This is a genomic window from Microbacterium sp. Au-Mic1 (genome assembly GCF_021341785.1).
GTDB lineage: Bacteria > Actinomycetota > Actinomycetes > Actinomycetales > Microbacteriaceae > Microbacterium.
In genome coordinates, this window is the sequence record NZ_JAJTTF010000008.1 from 190,892 (window position 1) to 212,214 (window position 21,323).

Sequence of the window (21,323 nt, forward strand, 5' to 3'; positions counted from 1 at the left end):
GGTCAGGAGCGTGCCGCGCGCAGGGCGCCGCGCGTGCGGGAACGGGGTTCGTCGGCGCGTGCGCCGGTCGCGCGCACCCCGGCGGGCACCGCGGCGCGCTGGGCGATCGCGAACAGGAGGTCGGCGATGAGCGCGAGCGCGGCGACGAGAAGCGCCCCGGCGAGGACCTCGTCGAAGCGGCCCAGCGGGATCCCCTGGATGATCGGATAGCCGAAGCCGCCGAGATTCACGTAGCCGGCGATGGTGACCGTCGCGATCACCTGCAGCGTCGCGGCACGCAGTCCGCCGATGAGCAGCGGCAGCCCCAGGGGGAACTCGACCTTCCAGAACACCTGCCAGGGCGTCATGCCCATGGCCTTGGCTGCATCGATCACGCGCGGGTCGATCGCCTCGATGCCGGTGTACGCGCCGGCCAGCAGCGACGGGATCGCGAGCAGGACGAACGTGACGAGCGCGGCGGCGGGCACCTGCAGGACTCCGAACAGCAGCACGAGCAGGATCAGCAGACCGAAGGACGGGATCGCACGCGCGGCGCCCGAGATCGCGACGGCGACCTCGCGTCCGCGGCCGGTGTGCCCGATGAGCCAGCCCGCCGGCACGGCGATGGCCGCGGCGACCAGCACCGAGACGAGCGTGTAGAGCACATGCTGGGTGAACAGGACGGGCAGCGCATAGGAGCCCGTCCACTGCTCGGGATCGAGCAGCCAGCGGATCGCGTCGCCGAAGAGGTTCATGCCGCACCCCCGGTCACGACGGCCGGTCGCGCGCCGTGGCTCCTCGGCCTGGTCACGCGCTGCCACGGCATGATCACGCGGCCGAGCAGCACCAGCAGCAGGTCGATCACGACGGCGAGGACGACCACGGCGAGCACGCCCGCGAAGACCTCCTCGATGAGCCGGCGGTCCAGCCCGTTCGTGAAGAGGTAGCCGAGGTTCTGCACGCCGACCAGGATGCCGACCGTGGCGAGCGCGATCGTGGAGACCGCGGCGACGCGTACGCCGGCCATGATGACGGGACCCGCGAGCGGCAGCTCGACGGTCCAGAACCGGCGAGCGGATCCATAGCCCATCGCGGTGGCCGCCCGGCGGACGTCGGCGTCGACCGAGTCGAGACCGTCGGCGACCGCGCGCACGAGGATCGCGATGTTGTAGATGGTGAGGGCAACGACCAGGTTGGTCGGGCTGATCGCGGAGTAGCCGAGCAGCGCCGGCAGCAGGATCAGCAGCGCCAGGGACGGGATCGTGTACAGCAGGCCGGTGAGCACGATCAGCGGACCGCGCACGAGCCGGTAGCGCCAGGCGATCCACCCCAGCGGCACCGACGCGACGACCCCGAGCACGAGAGCGATCATGCTCTGCTGCAGATGCACGGCGGCGAGGCCCAGGATGAGCCCGAGGTTGTCGATGATCCAGGTCATGTCAGTGGGTGGTCCCTGCGTCGATGTCGACCTCATCCGCCGCCCGCGGCGGATGAGCGTCCAGCAGTGAGGCCGGCGACTGCACCAGCGTCCCCTGCGCGCGCCCGTCGGCGTCGACGATCAGGGTGCCCTGCGGCGTCTGCTTGAGGTGCAGGGCCCGCCGTCCGCGGTCCGCGCCGATGAATGCCGCCACGAAGTCGTCGGCGGGGGCGGCGAGGATCTCCTCCGGAGTGCCCTGCTGGACGATCCGCGCGGCCTTGTCGAGGATGACGATGCGGTCGCCGAGCAGGAGCGCCTCGTCGATGTCGTGGGTGACGAACACCACGGTCTTTCCGAGTTCGCGCTGCAGTCGGAGCAGCTCCTGCTGCAGTTCGGTGCGAACGATCGGATCCACCGCCCCGAACGGCTCGTCCATGAGCAGGATGTTCGGATCCGCCGCCAGCCCGCGCGCGACGCCGACGCGCTGCTGCTGCCCTCCGGAGAGCTGGCTGGGATAGCGGTCGGCGAGCGCCTGATCGAGACCGACCGTGTCGAGCAGCTCCCGCGCGCGGGCGTGCGCCTCACGCCGGGAGACGCCGTTCAGGCGCAACACCGTGGCGACGTTGTCGATCACGGTGAAGTGCGGCATCAGCCCGGAGTTCTGCATGACGTAGCCGATGCGGCGACGCAGGGCGACCGGATCCCCGTCGAGGACGCTCTCGCCGTCGATCTCGACGGCGCCGGACGTGGGCTCGACCATGCGGTTGATCATGCGCAGCAGCGTGGTCTTGCCGGATCCGGACGATCCGACCAGCACGGTGGTCTGCCGGGCCGGGATGACCAGGCTGAAGTCGTCGACGGCGCAGGTGCCGTCGGGGAACGTCTTCGTGACGGAACGGAACTCGATCATCGGCTCAGCGCCCCTCAGGGGAGCGCCCCCTCCTCGGGCACATCGCCCTCACGGATCGTCACGGTGCGGTCGAACGCGACGTAGCCGGAGAAGTCGACCCCGACCCGCTCGATCGCGGTGGGATAGGGGTGCGGGTACGCCCAGGCCAGATCCTTGTGGATCTGCTCGTCCACCCGGAGCGAGTAGTACTGGCACTCGCCCTTCCACACGCACGTGTAGGGCGTCGGGCTCTCCCGCAGCACGCCCTCGGTGACCGAGGTCGGCGGGAAGTACCGGTTGCCCTCGATGACCACCACGTCGGCGTCATCCGCGTTCGCGATGATCCGTCCGTCGAAAACTGCTTGCATGCTCGTCCGTCCTGTTCAGATCGATGAGACACGTGCTTCCGCGTGCGCTGCGGCGCCCTTCCGACAGTAGGCGATGCCTCCGACATCGGAAACAGTGGGCTCGCCGTCCGGATTCCCCTTTCGAGCGGACGGCCCCTGTTTCAGAGCGCGCAAATGGCTGGATCCGGGGCCGGAATGGAGCCATTTGCGCGCTCTGAAACCAGAAAGGGCGACCCTGGTCAGGGCAGCATTCAGGCCGACTGCCGGCCGTAGGCCTCCAGGAGGCGCAGCCACACCTCGCTCATGGTCGGATACGACGGCACCGCGTGCCAGAGCCGGGCGAGCGGGACCTCGCTGACGACCGCGATCGTGGCGGCGTGGATGAGCTCCGCGACATCGGATCCGACCAGGGTCACGCCGAGCAGCACCTGCCGCTCCTCATCCACGACCATGTGCGCGCGGCCGCGGTAGCCGTCGGCGTGCAGCGAGGCGCCGGCGACCGAGGAGAACTCGACCTCGACCTCGCGGACGCGGTGGCCGGCCTCGCGCGCAGCCGCCGCGGTGACCCCCACGGCCGCCACCTCGGGCTCACCGAAGACCACCTGCGGCACGGCGGCGTGGTCGGCCGTCGCGACGTGCCGTCCCCAGCGGTCGTCGTCGACGGGCTCGCCCTTCGCGCGCGCCGCGATCACGTCGCCCGCGGCGCGCGCCTGGTACTTGCCCTGATGGGTGAGCAGCACCCGGCCGTTCACGTCGCCGACGGCGTAGAGCCAGTCCACGCCGGGCACCCGCAGGGTGTCGTCGGTGCGGATCGAGCGCCCCGCAGCGAGGCCCACCGTCTCCAGGCCGATGTCGCCGCTGCGGGGCGTGCGACCGGTGGCGACGAGGATCTCCGCAGCGCGCACGTCGCCGCCGTCCGTGCTCACCGTGACCCCGTCGGCATCGCGCGAGACGCTCTTCGTGGCGACGCCCGTGCGCACGTCGACGCCGAGCGCGCGCAGACCCTCGGCGACGAGCTCGCCGGCGAACGGCTCGACGGATCCGAGCAGTCCGCTCCGGGCGAGCACGGTGACCTCAGCGCCGAGCGAGGCGTAGGCGGTGGCCATCTCGACGGCGACCACACCGCCGCCGATCACGACGAGCGAGGCGGGGATCTCCTCGGCGCTCGTGGCCTCGCGGCTGGTCCACGGGTTCGCCTCATGCAGGCCGGGGATCGGCGGGATCGCGGCGTCGGATCCGGTGCTGATCACGACCGCGTGCCGGGCGGTGAGGGTGCGCACGCTGCCGTCCGGTGTGGTCACGGCGACCCGCCGCTCGCCGCTCAGGCGCCCGTGCCCGCGGACGAGGTCGATCCCGGCGGAGTCGAGCCAGGCGACCTGACCGTCGTCCTGCCAATGGCTCGTGAACGAGTCGCGCCGGTCGAGCACCGCGCGCACATCGAGGGCGCCGGTGACCGCCTCGGCCGCGCCGCCGACGTGCTGGGCCGCGCGCAGCGCCTGCGGCGAGCGCAGCAGCGCCTTCGACGGCATGCACGCCCAGTACGAGCATTCACCGCCGACCAGCTCGCTCTCCACGATCACGGCGGTGAGCCCGCCCTGCACGGCGCGGTCGGCCACGTTCTCTCCGACCGGGCCGCCGCCCAGCACGATCAGGTCGTATTCGTCGGTCATGGGTTCCGCCTCTCGATCCGGGAGTCATCGCGGTCCAGCGCTGCACGCGACCTCATCCACCCTCCCAGAACAGGACGCGTGCGGTCGGGATTCCTGAGGAGGTCAGACCGGATCCACAGGGGAGGAGGACGTGATGACCGACGGATCCAGAACCTCGACGACCAGCGGATCCTCGGCCTCCGCGTCGCGGATCCGCCACATCCGCACACCCGCGCCCACCCCGGGCACCTGGGTCTGCAGGAGCACCCGGGTGCGGGCGGTGGGGCGCTCCCACGCCGCGGACGACCGGCCCGCGATGGTGTCGACGGTGAGCTCGAAACGGTCGACGCCGCCGTCCTCGATCGTCGAGACCGTGCGCGCGACGACCGTGCCGTCGAGCCGCTCGACCCGACCGGCCGCCGCACGCCAGGATGCGAGGGCGCGCGCCCTCGACGCGCTGTGAGCCAGCGCACCGATGTAGACGAGCCAGAGCACGACCACGACCGCCGCGATGAACGCGGTGAAGAGCACGGAGAACCAGACCCCCGGGGTCGGCATGGTCCAGAGCGGGACGATGCTCCCCGCGCCGACGACGGTGGCGAGCAGGAGCAGGATCACGAACACAACCCTGGCGCCCGCCCGCATCGCGCCCCGGAGCGGAAGTTCAGCCGGCGGAACCGGATCCGGCCAGCGCTCGAGCAGCACCACGACCTGGCCGACGGACGCCGAGGGCGAAGGGGTCATAGCGCGAGTCTAGGCGGGGACTCAGCGCGCGAGCAGCAGGTGCGTGGGGGCGGGCGCTGGTGTGCGGTGCCGCACACGACCCGGCGCACCGGTACGGTCATCCAGCTCCAGCACGCTGATCTCATTCGAGCGCTGGCCCGCGACGAGCAGCGCCCCGTCATGCACGAGGTGGTGGCGCGGCCAGTCGACGCCCGTGTCGGCGAGCGCCAGTGGTTCGACGCGCTCACCGGATCCTCGCACGCGGAGTGCGGCGATGGTGTTGCTGCCCCGCACCCCGGCGTAGAGCGTCTCGCCGTCCCGGGAGCGGCTGAGTTCGGCGGGGTAGTCGTGCCCTGGCGTCACGATCGCCGAGACCGGCGTGCCCGCGACCAGCCCCCAGCGCCCCTCACGGTCGGCGGCCAGCGTGAACAGCTCGCAGGAGTACTCGGTGACCACGTGCAGGTGCCCGCTGGGGTGCACCACCATGTGCCGCGGACCGGATCCGCGAGGCAGCACGACCTCATGATCGAGCGACAGCCCCGATGCCGCTGGGCGCCAGATCCGCACGAGGTCGTAGCCGAGGTCGGTCGTGGCGATCCGCCCGTCGGGCAGGAACACGGCGGCATGCGCGTGCGAGACCCGGGGGTCGCCGTTCGGGTCGAGGCGGTGCGGATCCGACGCGTACGGATCCACCGCCGCCTTGGCCTCGCGTGCCGGCCGTTTGGCTGGGGAATCACCGTTCGGCTGAACGGAACCCGGCGTTTCATCCGCCAGACGGCGCATCTCCCGCCATTCGTCCGGATCACCGGAGTCCGTGCCGCCTTCGAGGCCGTCCTCGCCGAACAACGCCTCCCGCAGCTCGGCGGCCTTGTCGCGAGCGTCGGGCACCAGCCCGCCGTCGGCGTCGAGCCCGATCCGCACCACGCGGCCGTCGCCGTAGCAGCTCGCGACGAGGAACCGGCCGTCGGGGGCGACCGCGAGGTGGCACACGTACTGTCCGGCCGCCACAGGACGGCCGAGCGGGCGCAGCGCGGTCTCGCCCGTCCGGGCGAACGCGGCGACCTCGCCGGATCCCTCGAGCGCCGCGTAGACCACATCGAGGTTCGGGTGCTGTGCGAGCCACGACGGTGACGGGGCGGGCGCCACCGCACCGCGGTAGGCGAGCGTGGTCGGGCCGTGTCCCTCGTCGACGGCGAGCAGGCCGAGCCCGTCGGCCGGCCCCTCCATGTCGACGCCGTAGCCGCCGATCCAGAATCGCGTCATCGCATCCTCACTCTCTCGCCGAGTGCACGCCCTGTTGCCGAGTGCACGAGTCGTTCGCGCCGGCAGCCCGTGCATTCGGCAGCATCCCGTACGCTCGGCGCGGGTGCTGCCCCGCAGGCGTCAGTCGACGAGGTCGTGCCGGACGACGACCTGGTCGCGCTCCGGGCCGACGCCGATCACCGAGATGCGGGTGCCGCTCATCTTCTCCAGCGCCAGCACGTAATCCTGGGCGTTCTTCGGCAGCTCCTCGAACGTGCGCGCCGAGGAGATGTCCTCCTGCCAGCCCGGGAAGTACTCCAGGATCGGCTTCGCGTGGTGGAAGTCGCTCTGGTTCACCGGCACGTCGTCGAAGCGCACGCCGTCGACGTCGTAGGCGACGCACACGGGGATCTGGTCGAGCCCGTCGAGGATGTCGAGCTTAGTGAGCACGAGGTCGGTGATGCCGTTGACGCGGGTCGCGTATCGCGTGATGGGCGCGTCGTACCAGCCGACCCGGCGCGGACGCCCGGTGGTGGTGCCGAACTCGAAGCCGCGCGCGCGCAGCCAGTCGCCCTGCTCGTCGAAGAGCTCGGTGGGGAACGGGCCGGATCCGACGCGGGTCGTATAGGCCTTCACGATGCCGACGATGCGGTCGAGGCGGCCGGGCCCGACACCGGATCCGGTCGCCGCTCCTCCTGCGGTCGCCGAGGAGGACGTCACGAACGGGTAGGTGCCGTGGTCGACGTCGAGCATCGTGGCCTGGCCGCCCTCGAACACGACGACCTCGCCACGCTGCAGTGCGTCGTCGAGCAGGTGGCTCGTGTCGGCGACCATCGGGCGCAGCCGCTCGGCGTAGGAGAGCAGGTCCTCGACGATCTCGTCGCAGGTGATGGCGCGGCGGTTGAAGACCTTCACCAGCAGGTGGTTCTTCTGGTCGAGGGCGCCCTCGACCTTCTGGCGCAGGATGTTCTCGTCGAAGAGGTCCTGCACGCGGATGCCCACGCGGTTGATCTTGTCGGCGTAGGCCGGACCGATGCCGCGGCCCGTGGTGCCGATCATGCGCTTGCCGAGGAAGCGCTCGGTGACCTTGTCGAGCGTGCGGTGGTACTGGGTGATGATGTGCGCGTTGGCGCTCACCTTCAGGCGCGACGTGTCGATGCCGCGGGATCCGAGGGCCTCGAGCTCGTGGAACAGCACCTCCAGGTCGATCACGACGCCGTTGCCGATCACGGGGGTCACGCCGGGCGAGAGGATGCCGGAGGGCAGCAGGTGCAGGGCGTACTTCTCGTCGCCGACGACGACCGTGTGCCCTGCGTTGTTGCCGCCGTTGAACTTGACGACCCAGTCCGTGCGCTCGCCGAGCAGGTCCGTGGCCTTGCCCTTGCCCTCGTCGCCCCACTGGACGCCGACGATCACGATTCCTGGCATGGGTGAACCCCCTTTGCGGCCGCAGTGACCGCCGTGCTTTTCGCCGGGTTTGCACCGGCTGATGAGCTGGCCCGATCGGGCGGGGCCAGTCTATCGGAGGGCGCCGACCGGCCGCGGGGCGGTGGCGCGCGGCCGGATCCTGCGACGACCGGCACCGCTCGGAGAGGCGCCTGCACGACGACGGGCCGAGGAGAAACCCTGCGGCTGCCGGTAACGTGAAGGACGCGGGGCCGGCGCAGTGCCCCGACGGAGACCACCACGATGACAGAGCCGACGGACCAGCCTTCCGCGGGCCCGCACGCGTCACCCGCGGCAGCCACGCGTCGTGAGGCGCGCCTGCTCCGCGAGTCGCAGGAGGCGGCGTCGCTGCGGGGACCTCAGCTCGCCGCGCCTCTCGCTGCGCCTCTCGCGCCTGCCGGGGCGACGCTCGCCGACACCCTGGCTCTGCCCGTCGCCGCGCCGATCGAACCGGCCGCGCCCGGGAAGGCCGCGCCTGGGAACGCCGCGCCGCGGCGCCGGGTCGCACTGTGGGTATCCGGCGCCGCCGTGGTGCTGTGCCTCGGCTTCGGTGCGGCCGGCCTCTGGCTCCCGCGCACGCCGGGCGATGCCGCGGCCCGTGGCCAGGACATCTCCGCACCCGGGGATCCGGATCCGCGCACTCAAGGCGGTTTCGAGGGCGGCGGATCCCCGACGTCCGCCGGACCGACGTCCCCCGCGGCGCCTCCCTCGACGACCCCGCCTCCCGTCGAGACCGTCGTCGCGCCCGCACCCGACGCGCCCGCCCCGGACGGTGACCCCGGGTCGCTCCCGCCGCAGAGCACCCCCGCTCCCGACGCGCCCGGCACCCCGGCGCCCGCACCGGCGCCGGCACCCGCGCCGCCGCAGGTCCCGGCTGCGCCCGCGCCCCTCGCCTTCACGGGGATCACCCCGAATCAGACCGTCGGCCTGCTCGGGATCCGGATCCTGAGCAGCTACACGCTGAGCCTGTCCGGGCAGCCCCGCTCGACCGCGTCCGTGACGTACGGCGGCGCATCGGCCGGATCCGTGACCTTCGACGGATCCGGCCGCGCATCGATCACGGTCGGCGCGGGCGCGCTCGATCTGGGTATCGGGAATCCGATGATCACCGCCGCATATGCGGACGGCACCGCCGGCGAGCCCATCCAGGCGCACCGCAACTCGATCTGACGGGGTGCGGGCGCCGCGCCGCGCCACGACCGCGTGTGATCCTCCGCCCGAGCGCCTGGCGGGATCTCGGCGACCGATGGCGGCCGCCGTGCTCGACCGATGTCGGAGGTCCCTGCGACGATCGAAGGATGACCGAGACCACCCCGGAACGGATGCGTGGCCCCGCACAGGGCGACGGCACGAGCACGCCCGCTCCACGGCGCAACGGAGCCCTCGTCCTGACGGCGGCCGTGGTCACGGTGGTGCTGTGGGCCTCGGCCTTCATCGGCATCCGCGGCGCGGGTCCGCACTTCGACCCTGGCGCCCTCGCCCTGCTGCGCATGGCGGTGGGCACCGTGGCCCTCACCGTCATCGCGCTGAGACGCGGGATCCGCCTGCCGTCACGACGGCACTGGCTGCTCGTCGCCGTGTGGGGCGTGGGCTGGTTCTGCGTCTACAACCTCGCGCTCAACGCCGCGGAGCACACCCTCGACGCCGGCACCGCCGCGATGGTGGTCAACCTGGCCCCGCTCATGGTGGTCGTCTTCAGCGGGCTGTTCCTGCGCGAGGGCTTCCCGAAGCCGCTGCTGATCGGAGCGCCGATCGCCTTCGGCGGCGTGGTCCTCATCGGCCTGAACTCCTCGACCAAGAGCGGGGCCATCGACATCGCCGGCCTTCTGCTCGCGCTGCTCGCCGCGGTCATGTACGCGGGGTGCACGCTGCTGCAGAAGCACCTGCTGAGCGCCGGCGCCGACGCCACCACGCTCACCTGGCTGGGCGCGGCGGCCGGCACCATCGCGCTGCTGCCGTGGACGGGCAGCCTCGTCGGCGCGCTGCAGTCCGCACCGCTCGACGCGACCCTGTGGGTGGTCTATCTCGGGATCTTCCCGACCGCGATCGCCTTCACCACCTGGGCCTACGTCCTGCAGCGCAGCACGGCGGGGCAGACGTCCGCGACCACTTACGTGGTGCCGGCGATCGCGATCCTGCTGTCCTGGCTGATCCTCGGCGAGGTGCCGACGCCGCTCATGTTCCTGGGCGGCGCGCTCTGCCTGCTGGGCGTGCTGGTGACGCGACTGCGCCGGCGCCCTGCCGCACCGGCGGATCCGCCGACGCCCGCGCCGACCGCACGGGGATGACGACGGCCGCCCCGCGGACAGCGCGGCAGCACGGAGCCGCCCTCGCGAGGATCGGCTTCAGCGCGGACGGATCTCGCCCCGGGCCAAGCCCGCTGCGGCCAGCACCTCGGCCGCAGCCGCCCGCTTGAGGTCGAGCGACTGTCCGATCTCGGCCGCGAGCCGAGGATGTGCGCGGATGAGCTCGTCGATCACCGCGAGGGGGATCCTCATCGCGGTGAGCACCTCGGTCGCGACGATCGTCACGGTCGTGCGCTCCCGGGTGAGCGCGGTCTGTCCGATGAGCTCGCGCGGGCCGCTCTCGGCGACGGTGATGCGCGCCCCGTCCGCCTCATGCAGCATCGCGACGCCGCCTGTCATGACCAGGTGCACCTCGTTCGGCACGATGCCCGCGCGCAGCACGGTCTCGCCGACACCGTAGCGCTGCAGCCGCGCCCCGGCGCGCAGGATCTCCTTGCCGGCCTCGTCCAGACGCAGGATCGGCGCCGCCTCCTCGATCGCGGCGTCGAGCATCGCGGGCTCGGCGATCGGATCCGACGCATCCCCATCGAGGGCGAAGCCGCGGCGGCGCGCGGCGTACCAGAGCCAGGACAGGTAGAGCGAGAGGGCGCCCGAGGCCTCGCCGGGGGCGTTGATCGGGATCGACACGGCGTAGCCGGCGGCACCCGTGTACTCCGCCGTGGCCCGCTCGTCGCGCCACCTCATCGGCAGGCCGTCGGCGAGCTGGACGAGGAGGGCCAGCACCTCCTGCGGCGGATCGTCGGTGCTGAACTTCAAGGACGCCGTCGCGTAGTAGGGCCCCGTGGGCTCGCTCATGTTCGTGAACGAGGCGCCGGAGAGCGTCGAGTTCGGCACGATCTGGATCCCGGATCCGGTGTCGATGTGCACGGCGCGCCAGTTGACCTCGACGACACGTCCCTTCACGCCGCCGGTGTCGAGCCAGTCGCCGATCTTGAACGGCTGCTCGAAGAGGAGCAGCAGTCCCGAGACCACGCCGCCCGCCGCGTTCTGCAGCGCCAGCCCGATGACGATCGAGGTGACGCCGAGGGCGGTGAACAACCCCCCGACGTCGGCGTCCCACACCCAGGAGAACAGCATCGCGAGGCCCACGACCACGAGCACGAGCCGCGCGATCTCGACGAAGATCGACGGCACGCGGCGCCGCCACGACCCCTCCTCCGCGTTGGAGAACAGCACCACGTTGAACGCGGAGAGCACGAGCAGGATCAGCAGGAATCCGAAGAGCGTGGCGACCACGCGCACCCAGACGTAGCCGTCGTCCTTCTGCCCGACCGCGAACGCGAGCAGCGCGAACAGGGCGCCTGCCGGGATGACCGCGTTCCGCAGCAGCGCGACCGGCTTGGCCAGCGGGTTGCCGCGTCGGCGCAGGGCGCCGAGCAGCTCGGTGAGCCCGACCAGCACCACCGGCACCCCGACCGCGAGCGCGATCAGCCCCCAGGTCCATCCCTGCTGGAAGACGCCCATGTCAGGCGACCTTCCACACGGTCTCGGCCTTGCCCCGCACCTCGACCGTGCCGGCCTCGGTGTAGTCGATCATCTCGGAGGTGCGCTCGTGCACGCGCTGACTGACATAGATCCCGGGGTCGCCGGAGACCGAGCGGACGCGGTAGGCGAGATTCACCGCGTCACCCCACAGGTCGTAGGCGAGCGAGGTGCGCGCGACCAGACCGCTCGTCACCGACCCGGTGTCGACGCCCGCGCGCAGCCCGATCGAGGTGCCGTACTGCGCGTTGAAGCGGTCGAGCACGTCCCGCAGACTCGTCGCGAACTCGACCGCGCGACGCACGTTGTCCACCCGCGGCACGATCAGTCCCGACGAGGCGAGGTAGCCGCCGTGCAGCGTGCGCACCTTCTCGACGCCGGCCTTCTCCGCGGCCTCGTCGAACCCCCGCATGAGCGCGTTGAGCTGCGCGATCTCGTCCTCGGCGGCGATTCCGCGGCCGTACTCGTCGAAACCGATGAGCTCGGCGAACACCACGGAGACGTCGTCGTGCGCCTCGGTGATCGCCTCGTCGCCCTGCTTGTAGCGCTCGGCGACGCTCTGCGGCATGAGCGTGTGCAGGAGCTTCTCGTTCTCGGTGCGCTGATCGTCGATGAGCTCCTGCTTGATGCGCAGGCTCGAAGCCATGTCGTTGAACGCGCTGCCGAGGTCGCCGAACTCGTCACGAGACCCGGTCGGCACCTGCACATCCAGATCGCCCTCCGCGACCCGGTGCACGGCTCCGACCAGCCGATTGATGGGGCGCGTGAACACCTGGGCCAGCAGCAGGGAGAGCAGCGCGACGGCCAGCATGATCCCGAGCAGCGAGATGAGCACGATCCGGGTGAAGTCGTCCACCGGCGCGAACGCCTCGGAGGAGTCGATGCGTGCGATGACGCTCCAGTCCAGGTCGTCGACCTTGAGCGGACCGTAGCTGACGACGCTCGACCCGCTGATGTAGTCGGATCCCTCCAACGTGCCGCTCTTGCCGCTCTGCGCCCGCGTGAGCGCATCACCGGTGATGGGCTGGATGAGCACCGTGCCCTTCACCTCGGCCGCGCGCTTCGCGACGGACGGCGACGTGCCGTGGTCGATCACGCGCTGCGCGTAGTCCTTCGGATGCTCGACCACTTCGCGCGAGGTGCTGCGCATCAGGCCGTCACGGCCCACCAGGTACACCTCGCCGGTGCTGCCCAGACCCTGGCCCTTCCAGCCGTTCTGCCCGGTCATGACGTCGTTCACGAAGCTCAGCGGCACCTGCAGCGCGAGCGCGCCGGTGATCGCGGTGTCGTTGCCGATCGGCGACACGATCCACATCGACGGGGTGCCCAGCGACGGCGTCCAGCGCTCGAAGTCGGTCATCACCACGGCGTCGACCGAGTTCGTCGCGATGGCTTCGCGGTAGGCGTCCGCCAGCTTCGAGTCGCGGAACGGACCGGTCTCGAGGTTCGTGCCGAGCTCGGGCCCCTTGTACGCCGTGTAGACGACATCGCCCGAGAGGTTGAGCAGCAGCGCATCCTCGTAGTGCGCCTGGTTGATGAGGCGCGAGAAGTAGTCCCCGTACCGCACCGCGGCCGCCGAATACGCGGATCCGTCTCCCGCGTCGTCGTTCATCAGGTTCGCCTCGTATCCGGCATCGTCGAGCGTCGTGTTGCGGGCCGTGTAATGCGCCTGCAGCCATTGTCCGGGTGCGGAATCGGGGATGAACGCGCGCGCCCCGTAGGCGTCGCCGGTGCGCTTCTCCAGCGTCGGCACGAAGGTGTCGGCGTAGTAGCTGCTCAGCGTCGCCGACTGAGCGTCGTCCAGCACGCTGCCCCGCAGCTGCTCGAAGCCGTCGTTGAGCGCCTTCGACATGTTCTGCGCACTGAGGTTGCGCGAGTTCAAGGAGGCGGTGCGCTTGACGTCGTCGAGCGCGACCTGCATCTCATGCGTGCGCATCTCGCGGATGGTGGTGAGCTGATCGATCGAACTCGCATGCAGCGAACTGCGCCCGTTGAGGAAGCCGACGGCCCCGATGATGAGGGCGGACACCAGGCTCACTCCGAGCAGCATGATCAGCAGCTTCGACTGGATGCTGAGGCCGGGCCTGGGGCGCCGACTCCTCGGTGCGCGCTCCGCGCGTGATCCTTCGTTGTCCATCCGTCCCCCTCTTGAGCACGAATCCCTCGACCAGGACTCCGGTGGCCACGCTGTGGCACTCGAACCGTACCGATATAACGGTCTGCCCGGGAAGGGGCCCCTCACGGCTCCTGCGTGAAACGTCGGATCGTTCAGACCGCGGATCCGCGGTGCTGTGCCCGGTACTCGGAGGGCGTCACGCCGTGTGCGCGGCGGAAGGCCCGCGAGAACTGATCATCGCCGCCGAAACCGCTCAGCCGGGCGATCGCCGCGATGGTCAGGTTCCGGGTGCGGGATCCGGCGAGCAGGGTCCCGGCGAGACGGATCCGGGTCTCGCGCAGCAGCGCCCCCGCACTCAGATCCTCGCCGTGGAAGAGCGCGTGCAGGTATCGCGGACTCACCCGCAGGTCTTCGGCGAGCGCGGCGACATCGAAGGAGGGATCCGCGAATCGGTCGGCGATCACCGCCTTCGCCCGCTCCCGGTACATGGCCTTCGCGTCGTACCCCGCCGGCACGCGATCGGCGGCCTCATGCAGCGCTGCAAGAGCGAACTCACGCAGCGCGTGGCCCACATGCGTGGCCGAGGAGGCCGGCACCGGGTTCGCACCGTTGGTCACCGCGCGCAGGACCTGGTGCAGCGCCATCGCCGACGGCGTGCTCTCCCAGGTCAGGCCCGCCCAGGCCTCCGGCGCGTAGCCGTGGGCGAGCATCAGGCGCAGCGGCAGGTACAGCTGGACGGACTCCGCCTCGTCGTCGATCCTGGTCCGGAACGGAATGCTTCCCACGAGCAGGCTGACCGTGCCCGGTCCGATCGCGCTCTGCCGGCCGGACTGTTCGATCCGCATGCGGCCGGACAGCACGAAGCCGATCTGCGCGTACCCCGAGTACGGATCATCGAGCCCCTCGGGGGTGCGCTCGGCGTGAAGGTGGCGGGAGCGGATCCGCGTCGCGAACATCTCGCCGAAGGTCGTCGTCGCGACGAGCGTGCGATGGCGGTGCGGACTCGGGCTCGACATGCGCGAGGAGACCGAGAGCCTCGCGAGCCCCTCCGGCCCGGAGAACAGCGCGCCGCCCTCGAAGGGGCCGCGCCGCTCCCGCATCGCGTGGTCCACCATCACCGCACCGCCCTCCGTCGTCGCCCGCCCCTGCCGGAAGCGTAGCGTCAGCCGGATCCGACATTTCGTGCACGTGCGAGCGCGTGCCGCCTTCAGCGGCGTACGGCGCGGGCGAGCCGCAGGGCGACGGTCACCAGCACCGCACCCAGGACCCATCCCGACGGCGAGGATCCGGCCGCGAGGATCGTGACGACACCGGCCGTGCCCAGCAGGGCGGACGTCGTCGCGCGCCCGGTGCCGACCGGGATCGACGGGGTCTCGCGGGCGGCCTCGCGGCGGCCCGTGCGCGCGACGACGAGGGCGACGGCGACCAGCACCGCCGCGAACCACAGCGGCCGGCTCGCCCACCACCCGGCGCTGAGCGGCACGGGCAGGGTGAGCGGCGAGAGCAGCAGCGCTCCGGCGAGCGCGACCACGACGAGCATGTGCCAGGAGTAGATCGTCATCGCCCGGGCGTTGATCCATCCCACCGCGGCCGCCGTGCGCGGGCCCGCGGCCCAGGCGCGAAGCCGCGGACGCAGGGCGAGGAACAGGGCGGTCTGCGCGACGCCGACCAGGACGAGGATCGCCATCGGCGGGTTGAGCGCCGTGATGAGGTCGGCCGGAGCGGCGCCGGTGAGGATCAGGACGCCCGCCACGACGACGGCCGAGGCGGCGATGACCGACAGCGACGCCCGGCGGATCCGATCGAGGGATCCGTCCGCGACCGCGAAGCCGAGCTGCTGCAGCAGCAGCCAGACGAAGACCATGTTCAGGAGCCCGATCGCGGTGACGCCGGTCGCGCCGCGCACGATGTCGACCGTGACGACGCCGGCGGCGAGCGCGGCCACCGTGAGGATCCGGTGCCGCTCGTGGAGTCGCACCATGACCGGCACGAGCGCGGAGCAGCCGAGGTAGACGCCCAGGAACCACAGCGGCTGACTGATCCGGAATCCGGCCGTGGCGACGATGTCCGCCGGCACCCCGGCGACCACCAGACCGGCCAGCACCACCGCGGTGGCGAGGATCGCGCCGGATGCGGGGAGCAGCAGCCGGCGCATGCGCCCCGCCACGTAGTCGCCGGCGGTCGCACCCTTCGCCCGCTGCCGCGTCCACTGCGTGTAGGACGCGAAGCCGCCCAGCACGAAGAACAGCGGCATGATCTGCAGGATCCAGGTGAGCGGTGCGAACCCGTCCCAGCCCTCCATCGCGTTGCGCAGGATCGGGGATCCGTCGGACGCGACGCTCACCCCGACCATGAGCGAGTGCAGCAGCACTACGACGCCCAGCAGGATCGCCCTCACCCCGTCCACGGCAGTGTCGCGCGCGGCCTTCGCGGGAGCGGAACCGGGGACGACGGTGGGTGCCGGGCCGGCGGGTGCCGGGGCGAGGACGGGGGTGAGGAGTGCCATTCCCCTACCGTCGGGCCCAGGTCACGCCCTCCGCGTCCCGCTGCGGAGCCGGATCCACCCCCTACTGCGGTATCACTCAGATCAAGCAGGCCGTCCCGAAGCGGTCTCGGCGTGGATCGCTCGCATTCCCTCCGGATAGGTCGTCACCGCGAACTCGGGGAAGCGATCCTGGAACTTGCCGGAGTCGAAGAGGTTGTCGTGCCTGTACCGAGGCAGGAGCTCGCGGATCTCGCGCGCCTGCCGATTCACCATGCCGCCGGCGCGGAGCACCCACTCCGGCACGACCCGGTACGCCGGGTCGTGCTCGAAGACGTCGGCGGCCAGACGGACGAACTCACGATAGGTGGGGTGCTGCGCATCGACGGGCAGGTGCCAGGTCTGGCCGTACGCATCGGGTGCGCTGCCCAACACGGCGAGAGCCCGGCTCGCATCCGGGGTCCAGATCAGCGTGCGCCTGCGGTCGTCGCGCACCGGGACGAGCGGCGACTTCCCCGCCTTCAGCCGATCGATCACCAGGCTGTTCGTGAAGCCTTGGGTGCGGCCGGGACCGTAGAACTCAGGGGCACGGGCGATCAGCACGGGGATGTCGCCGCGCGCCATCTCGTCGAGCACCATCCGCGCCATCGCGGCACGGACCCGTCCCTTGGGGCCGACCGGTTCGAACGGGGTGTCCTCGGTCTGCACGCGAGCGTCCTGCGGATACATGTAGGTGTTGTCGAAGTAGGCGAACCGCGCTCCCGCGGCCTTCGTCGCGTCGAGCGCGTTGCGGAGCATCGTCGGGAACTGCGCCTCCCAGAGCGCCGTGTCGGCGGGCAGACCCGCCGTGAAGTACACAGTCTCGCTCCCCGCGACGGCGGATCTGGTCTGCGCGGCGTCCAGGAGGTCGGCGCTGCGCGTGTCATCCACGTCGTTGACCTTTCGCGGATTGCGACTGACCAATCGGAGATCCGCGGCGTGCGCGCGGCCCAACTCCCGCGCCAGCCCGATCGCGATCTGGCCGTTCGCTCCCAGGATCGTCTGCATCTCTCTCCATCCTCTCGGCGAGCTGCCGACGGCCCGCAGGCCGGGGCGTGACGTGTCGCCGCCCGTCCGCTATGTTTGCACTGCACACATGAGCGTAGAGAGGGAAGTGTTCAGTGTCAACTTCCGAGAAGACCTACCACCACGGGGACCTCCGGGCCGCGCTGCTGACCGCGGCCATCGCATCCCTGGAGGGAGGGGAGCAGCTCTCCATGCGCGCCGTCGCCCGGCGGGCCGGGGTCTCGCAGACGGCTCCCTACCGGCACTTCGCCGACCGCGCCGCGCTGGACGCCGCGGTGGCCGTCGAGGGATTCACCGACCTCACGGACGAACTCTCCGATACTCTCGCGGCGCTGCCCGACGACGCGGCCGCGGCCGACGTGCTCGGCGCTCTCGGCATCGCTTACGTCGGATTCGCGCTGCGCCGCCCCGCCGTGTTCCGTCTCATGTTCGGCAATGAATGCGACCCGGCCGATGGCGAGCGCGTGCAGGCCGCCGGGCAGCTGCATGCCCTGCTCGGCGGCGTCACGGCACGGCTGTTCCCCGGAGTCGCCTCACCTGCGATCGCCACGGGCATGTGGAGCGTCGCGCACGGTCTCGCCTTCCTGCACTTGGACGGCAAGCTCCGCCCCGAGCCGTCCGACGACGTCGCGGAGCGCATCCGTGCGGCCATCGGAGCCCTGCTCGCAGCGGGCGCCGTCGCGAACGCCCCGGCATCCGGATCCTGACACTCACCCACCCGATCACCCCGAAGACAGACACCGAGGACAAGGACCGATCATGGCCGCACGCATCCTGCACGTCGTCACCAACGTCGCCCACTACGACGACCCCGCCCACCCGACCGGGCTGTGGCTCTCCGAACTCGCGCACGCCTGGGAGGTGTTCGAGCAGCACGGCTTCGAGCAGGCCCCCGTCAGCCCGAACGGCGGACCGGTGCCGCTGGAGCCGCGGTCGCTGAAGTTCCCGAACTACGACAGGGTCGCACGGGCCTGGCACGGTGATCCCGCCCGGATGGCGCTGCTCGAGAGCACTCTCCGCCCGGACCAGATCGACGCATCGGAATTCGACGCGATCTACTTCACGGGTGGGCACGCGACCATGTACGACTTCCCCGACAGCGACGGCCTGCAGCGCATCACCCGCGAGCTGTGGGAGCAGGGCGGGGTGGTCTCCTCGGTGTGTCACGGATACTGCGGGCTGCTCAACGTGCGTCTCAGCGACGGCAACCTCCTCGTCGAAGGCAAGCACCTCACCGGCTTCGCCTGGCGGGAGGAGGTGCTGGCGGGGGTCGACGAGCTCGTCCCCTTCAACGCCGAGGAGGAGATGAAGGAGCGCGGCGCCCTCTACGAGAAGGCACGCCTTCCGTTCGTCTCCTACGCGGTGACCGACGGGAGGCTCGTCACGGGTCAGAACCCCGGGTCCGCCAAGGAGACCGCGCAGAAGGTGGCCGCATTGCTCTGAGCAGGTGTCGCAGGTTCGCGACGACGGGCGCGAGCTCGGCACGACTGCGCTAGGAAGGAGTGGGGGCGCGTCGCGTCACCGGACCAGGGGGAAGCTCATGACCTATCCGCAGGACCCGCAGCCCGGGCCGCATCAGCCCGCGCCGCCGTATCCGATGGTGCAGCATCCGACCGGCGGCCAGCCGTACTACCCGATGCCCGCCTACCTCGTGGCGCCGGAGCCCAAGGGGATGAGCATCGCGTCCATGGTGCTCGCGCTCGTCTCGATCGTGTTCGGCTTCACGTTCCTCGTCCCGATCGCGGCGCTGATCCTGGGCATCGCGGGCCTGCGCAAGGAGCCGGCGGGACGCGGCATGGCCGTGGCCGGAGTGATCATCTCGAGCTTCATCCTGCTCGTGTGGGCGCTGATCCTGATCATCTTCCTCGTCGTCGGACTCTCCGTGTTCGGGGTCGCGGTCTCGACGGCGGGCTGAGCCGGTCCCGGTCGACCGGCCGAGCCGGTCTCAGCCGGAGGGCGCCACCAGGCCGGCGTCGTAGGCGAGGATCACGGCCTGCACGCGGTCGCGCAACCCGAGCTTGGAGAAGATCCGGCTCACATGCGTCTTGACCGTCTGCTCGGCGAGGAAGAGGTCGGCCGCGATCTCGCGGTTCGACAGCCCGCGCCCTACCAGCACGAGGATCTCGTGCTCGCGCTCGGTGAGCCCCTTCAGGCGCAGCTCGGCCGTGTTCGAACGCGGACGGTTCTCGGCGAACCTCTCGAGCAGTCGCCGGGTGATGCGCGGCGCGAGCAGGGCGTCGCCCGCCGCCACCACGCGCACCGCCTGAACCAGCTCCTCGGGCAGGGCATCCTTGAGCAGGAATCCGCTCGCCCCCGCGTGCAGGGCGTCGTGCACGTACTCATCGGCGTCGAAGGTGGTGAGCACCAGGACGGCGGGCGGGGTGCGGCGGTCGCGCTCGGCGGCGGCGATGATCCTGCGGGTCGCCTCGATGCCGTCGAGGTTCGGCATCCGCACGTCCATGAGCACCACGTCGGGGTGCAGCCGGCGCGCCTCGTCGACGCCCTCGGCCCCGTCCGCGGCCTGCCCGACGACGTCGAGCCCGTCCTGCGCCTGCAGGATCGCGGCGAAACCCGCCCGGAGCATCGCCTGGTCGTCCACGATCAGCACCGTCGTCATGCCTGCTCCTCCCGCGGAATACGCACCTGCAGCACGTATCCGCCGTCGCCCGTGGCGGCCGCCGCCACGGTCCCGCCCATCGCCTCGACCCGCTCGCGCATTCCGCGCAGGCCATGCCCGCCGCCGTCCGAACGCGGTGCGGCTGCTCGTGTCGGCGCCGCGTTGCGGATCCTGATCCCGCGCTCCGTCGGCGTCTCGGTCCAGTCGATCTCCGTCGCCGCGCCGGGGGCGTGCCGGGCGACGTTGCTCAGCCCCTCCTGCACCACGCGGTAGGCGGTGAGCCCCAGCAACGGGTTGCTCTGCTCCGCCGGCGCGAGCCGCCAGGATCCGGTCTCCGAGACGGGTGCGAGGTCGTTCGCCCGGGAGATGAGCACCGGGAGGTCGGCGAGCCCCGGCTGCGGCGCATGGTCCACCTCGCCCTCCTCGTCGCGGAGCAGCCCGAGGATCACGCGCATCTCCTTCATCGCGGATCGCGCGGTGGCGGCGACCTCGTCGAACTCCGCCGCCGCCTCGTCCGGCAGATCCGGCATGCGGTACCGCGCACTGGCCGCACGCACCTGGATCGCGGACATGCCGTGCGCCACCACGTCGTGCAGCTCGCGGGCGATGCGCGCCTTGTCCTGCACGGCCTCCCGACGGGCGAGCTCCGCGGCCGTGGCTGCACGTTCCGCCCGCAGCTGGGCGCGCAGGAGCGACCAGTTTCGGATCGCCACCCCGACGAGCACGCCGCCGAGCGTCACCGCGGCAAACACTATAAGGTCGGCGATCACGAGTCCGTCGTCAGGCCTGGTGGGTGCATCCACGGCGACCATGACCGCGGACAGCACGCTGAAGGCCCACCCGGCGACCGGCAGCCACCAGCGCGCCCGCAGTGAGACGCCGATCCAGACCAGGGTGTACGCGACGATGGTCGACGCTGCGATCGGCCACGGCCGATCCGGCCCCGGCACTGCGAGGCCGGAGAGCGCATTGCCCGCGATCAGCGCGAACACCGTCGCCCAGACCGGTGCGAACAGCGCGAGCACGATGGCTCCGGCCTGCACGAGCGACAGGATCAGCGCAGCCGCGAGCGGAATCCGGTAGAGGGTGACGCCGAGCGAGGCGGAGACCGCCAGCTGCGCCAGCGCGCACACGATCGCGAAGGCCCAGATCGCGAGGTTCGCGCGTCCCGGCGCGACGCGCAGCGGCAGGATCCCCAGGCGACGCCGCCACGGATGCGCTGCAGCCTGCAGGCTCTCGACAGTCATGCCGCCTCCTTCCGCGTTCGTGTGCGGTCCGATCCACGCTACGACCTCCCGCGGCCCTTCGCGTCACCCCGCAGTATCGGATGGGGAGTCCTCCCCATCCGGTCCGCGTCGCATCGTCAGACTCGGCGGTTACGCTGGCAGGGCCGCGTGCGATCGGATCGCGCGCGCCAGAACCACAGGGGGATCCGCTCGTGAGCCAGAACAACGACGCCGCCGCGTTCGCCGCGCAGACGCCGCCTCCGCCGGCGGGCGCATCCGCTCCGCTTCCAGCGGGCATCGTCACTCCCCCGCCCGCGATCCCGCCGGCCCCGCCCAT

Annotated in this window: 20 protein-coding genes; 5 read left to right on the forward strand and 15 right to left on the reverse strand. The window is 71.3% G+C overall.

Annotated elements, in window-relative coordinates:
• Positions 1 to 2 precede the first annotated feature (2 nt).
• The 8 genes from LXM50_RS12870 to LXM50_RS12905 form a co-directional block, all read right to left on the reverse strand.
• On the reverse strand, positions 3 to 734 hold the full coding sequence (locus LXM50_RS12870; RefSeq protein ID WP_233311724.1) for an ABC transporter permease: 732 nt from the start codon (positions 732 to 734) through the stop codon (positions 3 to 5).
• A complete protein-coding gene (locus LXM50_RS12875) occupies positions 731 to 1,417 on the reverse strand; it encodes an ABC transporter permease (protein WP_233311725.1) in 687 nt (228 codons plus the stop codon). Before LXM50_RS12875 ends, LXM50_RS12870 begins: the two co-directional genes overlap by 4 nt.
• A 1-nt stretch (position 1,418) precedes the next feature.
• A complete protein-coding gene (locus LXM50_RS12880; protein ID WP_233311726.1) occupies positions 1,419 to 2,306 on the reverse strand; it encodes an ABC transporter ATP-binding protein in 888 nt (295 codons plus the stop codon).
• A gap of 14 nt (positions 2,307 to 2,320) precedes the next feature.
• The gene (locus LXM50_RS12885) at positions 2,321 to 2,653 is read right to left on the reverse strand and encodes a DUF427 domain-containing protein (protein WP_233311727.1); all 333 of its coding nucleotides are present in this window, start codon (positions 2,651 to 2,653) and stop codon (positions 2,321 to 2,323) included.
• Positions 2,654 to 2,883: 230 nt separating this feature from the next.
• Entirely contained in the window at positions 2,884 to 4,302 is a 1,419-nt protein-coding gene (locus LXM50_RS12890; RefSeq protein ID WP_233311728.1) for an NAD(P)/FAD-dependent oxidoreductase, read from the reverse strand.
• A 102-nt stretch (positions 4,303 to 4,404) separates the two neighbouring features.
• Complete coding sequence (locus LXM50_RS12895) at positions 4,405 to 5,025, reverse strand: hypothetical protein (protein ID WP_233311729.1); 621 nt, start codon at positions 5,023 to 5,025, stop codon at positions 4,405 to 4,407.
• Between the two features lie 21 nt (positions 5,026 to 5,046).
• Complete coding sequence (locus tag LXM50_RS12900; protein WP_233311730.1) at positions 5,047 to 6,267, reverse strand: beta-propeller fold lactonase family protein; 1,221 nt, start codon at positions 6,265 to 6,267, stop codon at positions 5,047 to 5,049.
• Between the two features lie 120 nt (positions 6,268 to 6,387).
• On the reverse strand, positions 6,388 to 7,674 hold the full coding sequence (locus LXM50_RS12905) for an adenylosuccinate synthase (protein WP_233311731.1): 1,287 nt from the start codon (positions 7,672 to 7,674) through the stop codon (positions 6,388 to 6,390).
• A gap of 261 nt (positions 7,675 to 7,935) precedes the next feature.
• On the opposite strand from LXM50_RS12905, the gene LXM50_RS12910 reads away from it, so the two are divergent.
• Positions 7,936 to 8,862, forward strand: a complete 927-nt coding sequence (locus LXM50_RS12910; RefSeq protein WP_233311732.1) for a hypothetical protein — start codon at positions 7,936 to 7,938, stop codon at positions 8,860 to 8,862.
• A gap of 128 nt (positions 8,863 to 8,990) precedes the next feature.
• Positions 8,991 to 9,980, forward strand: coding sequence for a DMT family transporter (locus LXM50_RS12915; protein WP_233311733.1), 990 nt, complete (start codon positions 8,991 to 8,993; stop codon positions 9,978 to 9,980).
• Positions 9,981 to 10,037: 57 nt separating this feature from the next.
• Here the strand turns inward: LXM50_RS12915 and LXM50_RS12920 are convergent, their stop codons facing one another.
• The 5 genes from LXM50_RS12920 to LXM50_RS12940 all read right to left on the reverse strand — a co-directional run bounded on the left by LXM50_RS12920 (position 10,038) and on the right by LXM50_RS12940 (position 17,125).
• Positions 10,038 to 11,462 (reverse strand): mechanosensitive ion channel domain-containing protein, encoded by a 1,425-nt coding sequence (locus LXM50_RS12920; RefSeq protein ID WP_233311734.1) that lies wholly within the window; start codon positions 11,460 to 11,462, stop codon positions 10,038 to 10,040.
• Between the two features lies 1 nt (position 11,463).
• Positions 11,464 to 13,617 (reverse strand): adenylate/guanylate cyclase domain-containing protein, encoded by a 2,154-nt coding sequence (locus tag LXM50_RS12925; RefSeq protein ID WP_233311735.1) that lies wholly within the window; start codon positions 13,615 to 13,617, stop codon positions 11,464 to 11,466.
• Between the two features lie 131 nt (positions 13,618 to 13,748).
• Positions 13,749 to 14,711: a helix-turn-helix domain-containing protein gene (locus LXM50_RS12930; protein ID WP_233311736.1), complete on the reverse strand. Its 963-nt coding sequence runs from the start codon at positions 14,709 to 14,711 to the stop codon at positions 13,749 to 13,751.
• 92 nt (positions 14,712 to 14,803) lie between these two features.
• Positions 14,804 to 16,102 carry an acyltransferase gene (locus tag LXM50_RS12935; RefSeq protein WP_233311737.1) on the reverse strand — a complete coding sequence of 433 codons (1,299 nt, stop codon included), beginning with the start codon at positions 16,100 to 16,102 and terminating at the stop codon, positions 14,804 to 14,806.
• A gap of 81 nt (positions 16,103 to 16,183) precedes the next feature.
• The gene (locus LXM50_RS12940) at positions 16,184 to 17,125 is read right to left on the reverse strand and encodes an NAD-dependent epimerase/dehydratase family protein (RefSeq protein WP_233311738.1); all 942 of its coding nucleotides are present in this window, start codon (positions 17,123 to 17,125) and stop codon (positions 16,184 to 16,186) included.
• A gap of 113 nt (positions 17,126 to 17,238) precedes the next feature.
• Between LXM50_RS12940 and LXM50_RS12945 the strand changes: the two genes are divergently transcribed.
• From LXM50_RS12945 to LXM50_RS12955, 3 genes are all read left to right on the forward strand, one after another.
• The gene (locus LXM50_RS12945; RefSeq protein WP_233311739.1) at positions 17,239 to 17,850 is read left to right on the forward strand and encodes a TetR/AcrR family transcriptional regulator; all 612 of its coding nucleotides are present in this window, start codon (positions 17,239 to 17,241) and stop codon (positions 17,848 to 17,850) included.
• 52 nt (positions 17,851 to 17,902) lie between these two features.
• Positions 17,903 to 18,586, forward strand: a complete 684-nt coding sequence (locus LXM50_RS12950) for a type 1 glutamine amidotransferase domain-containing protein (RefSeq protein WP_233311740.1) — start codon at positions 17,903 to 17,905, stop codon at positions 18,584 to 18,586.
• A gap of 97 nt (positions 18,587 to 18,683) precedes the next feature.
• Positions 18,684 to 19,058 (forward strand): DUF4190 domain-containing protein, encoded by a 375-nt coding sequence (locus LXM50_RS12955; protein ID WP_233311741.1) that lies wholly within the window; start codon positions 18,684 to 18,686, stop codon positions 19,056 to 19,058.
• Positions 19,059 to 19,088: 30 nt separating this feature from the next.
• Here the strand turns inward: LXM50_RS12955 and LXM50_RS12960 are convergent, their stop codons facing one another.
• Together LXM50_RS12960 and LXM50_RS12965 are read right to left on the reverse strand one after the other, a co-directional pair.
• Positions 19,089 to 19,760: a response regulator transcription factor gene (locus LXM50_RS12960; RefSeq protein ID WP_233311742.1), complete on the reverse strand. Its 672-nt coding sequence runs from the start codon at positions 19,758 to 19,760 to the stop codon at positions 19,089 to 19,091.
• Positions 19,757 to 21,007 carry a sensor histidine kinase gene (locus LXM50_RS12965; protein WP_233311743.1) on the reverse strand — a complete coding sequence of 417 codons (1,251 nt, stop codon included), beginning with the start codon at positions 21,005 to 21,007 and terminating at the stop codon, positions 19,757 to 19,759. The genes LXM50_RS12960 and LXM50_RS12965 overlap by 4 nt, the downstream gene beginning before the upstream one ends.
• Positions 21,008 to 21,323: the final 316 nt, after the last annotated feature.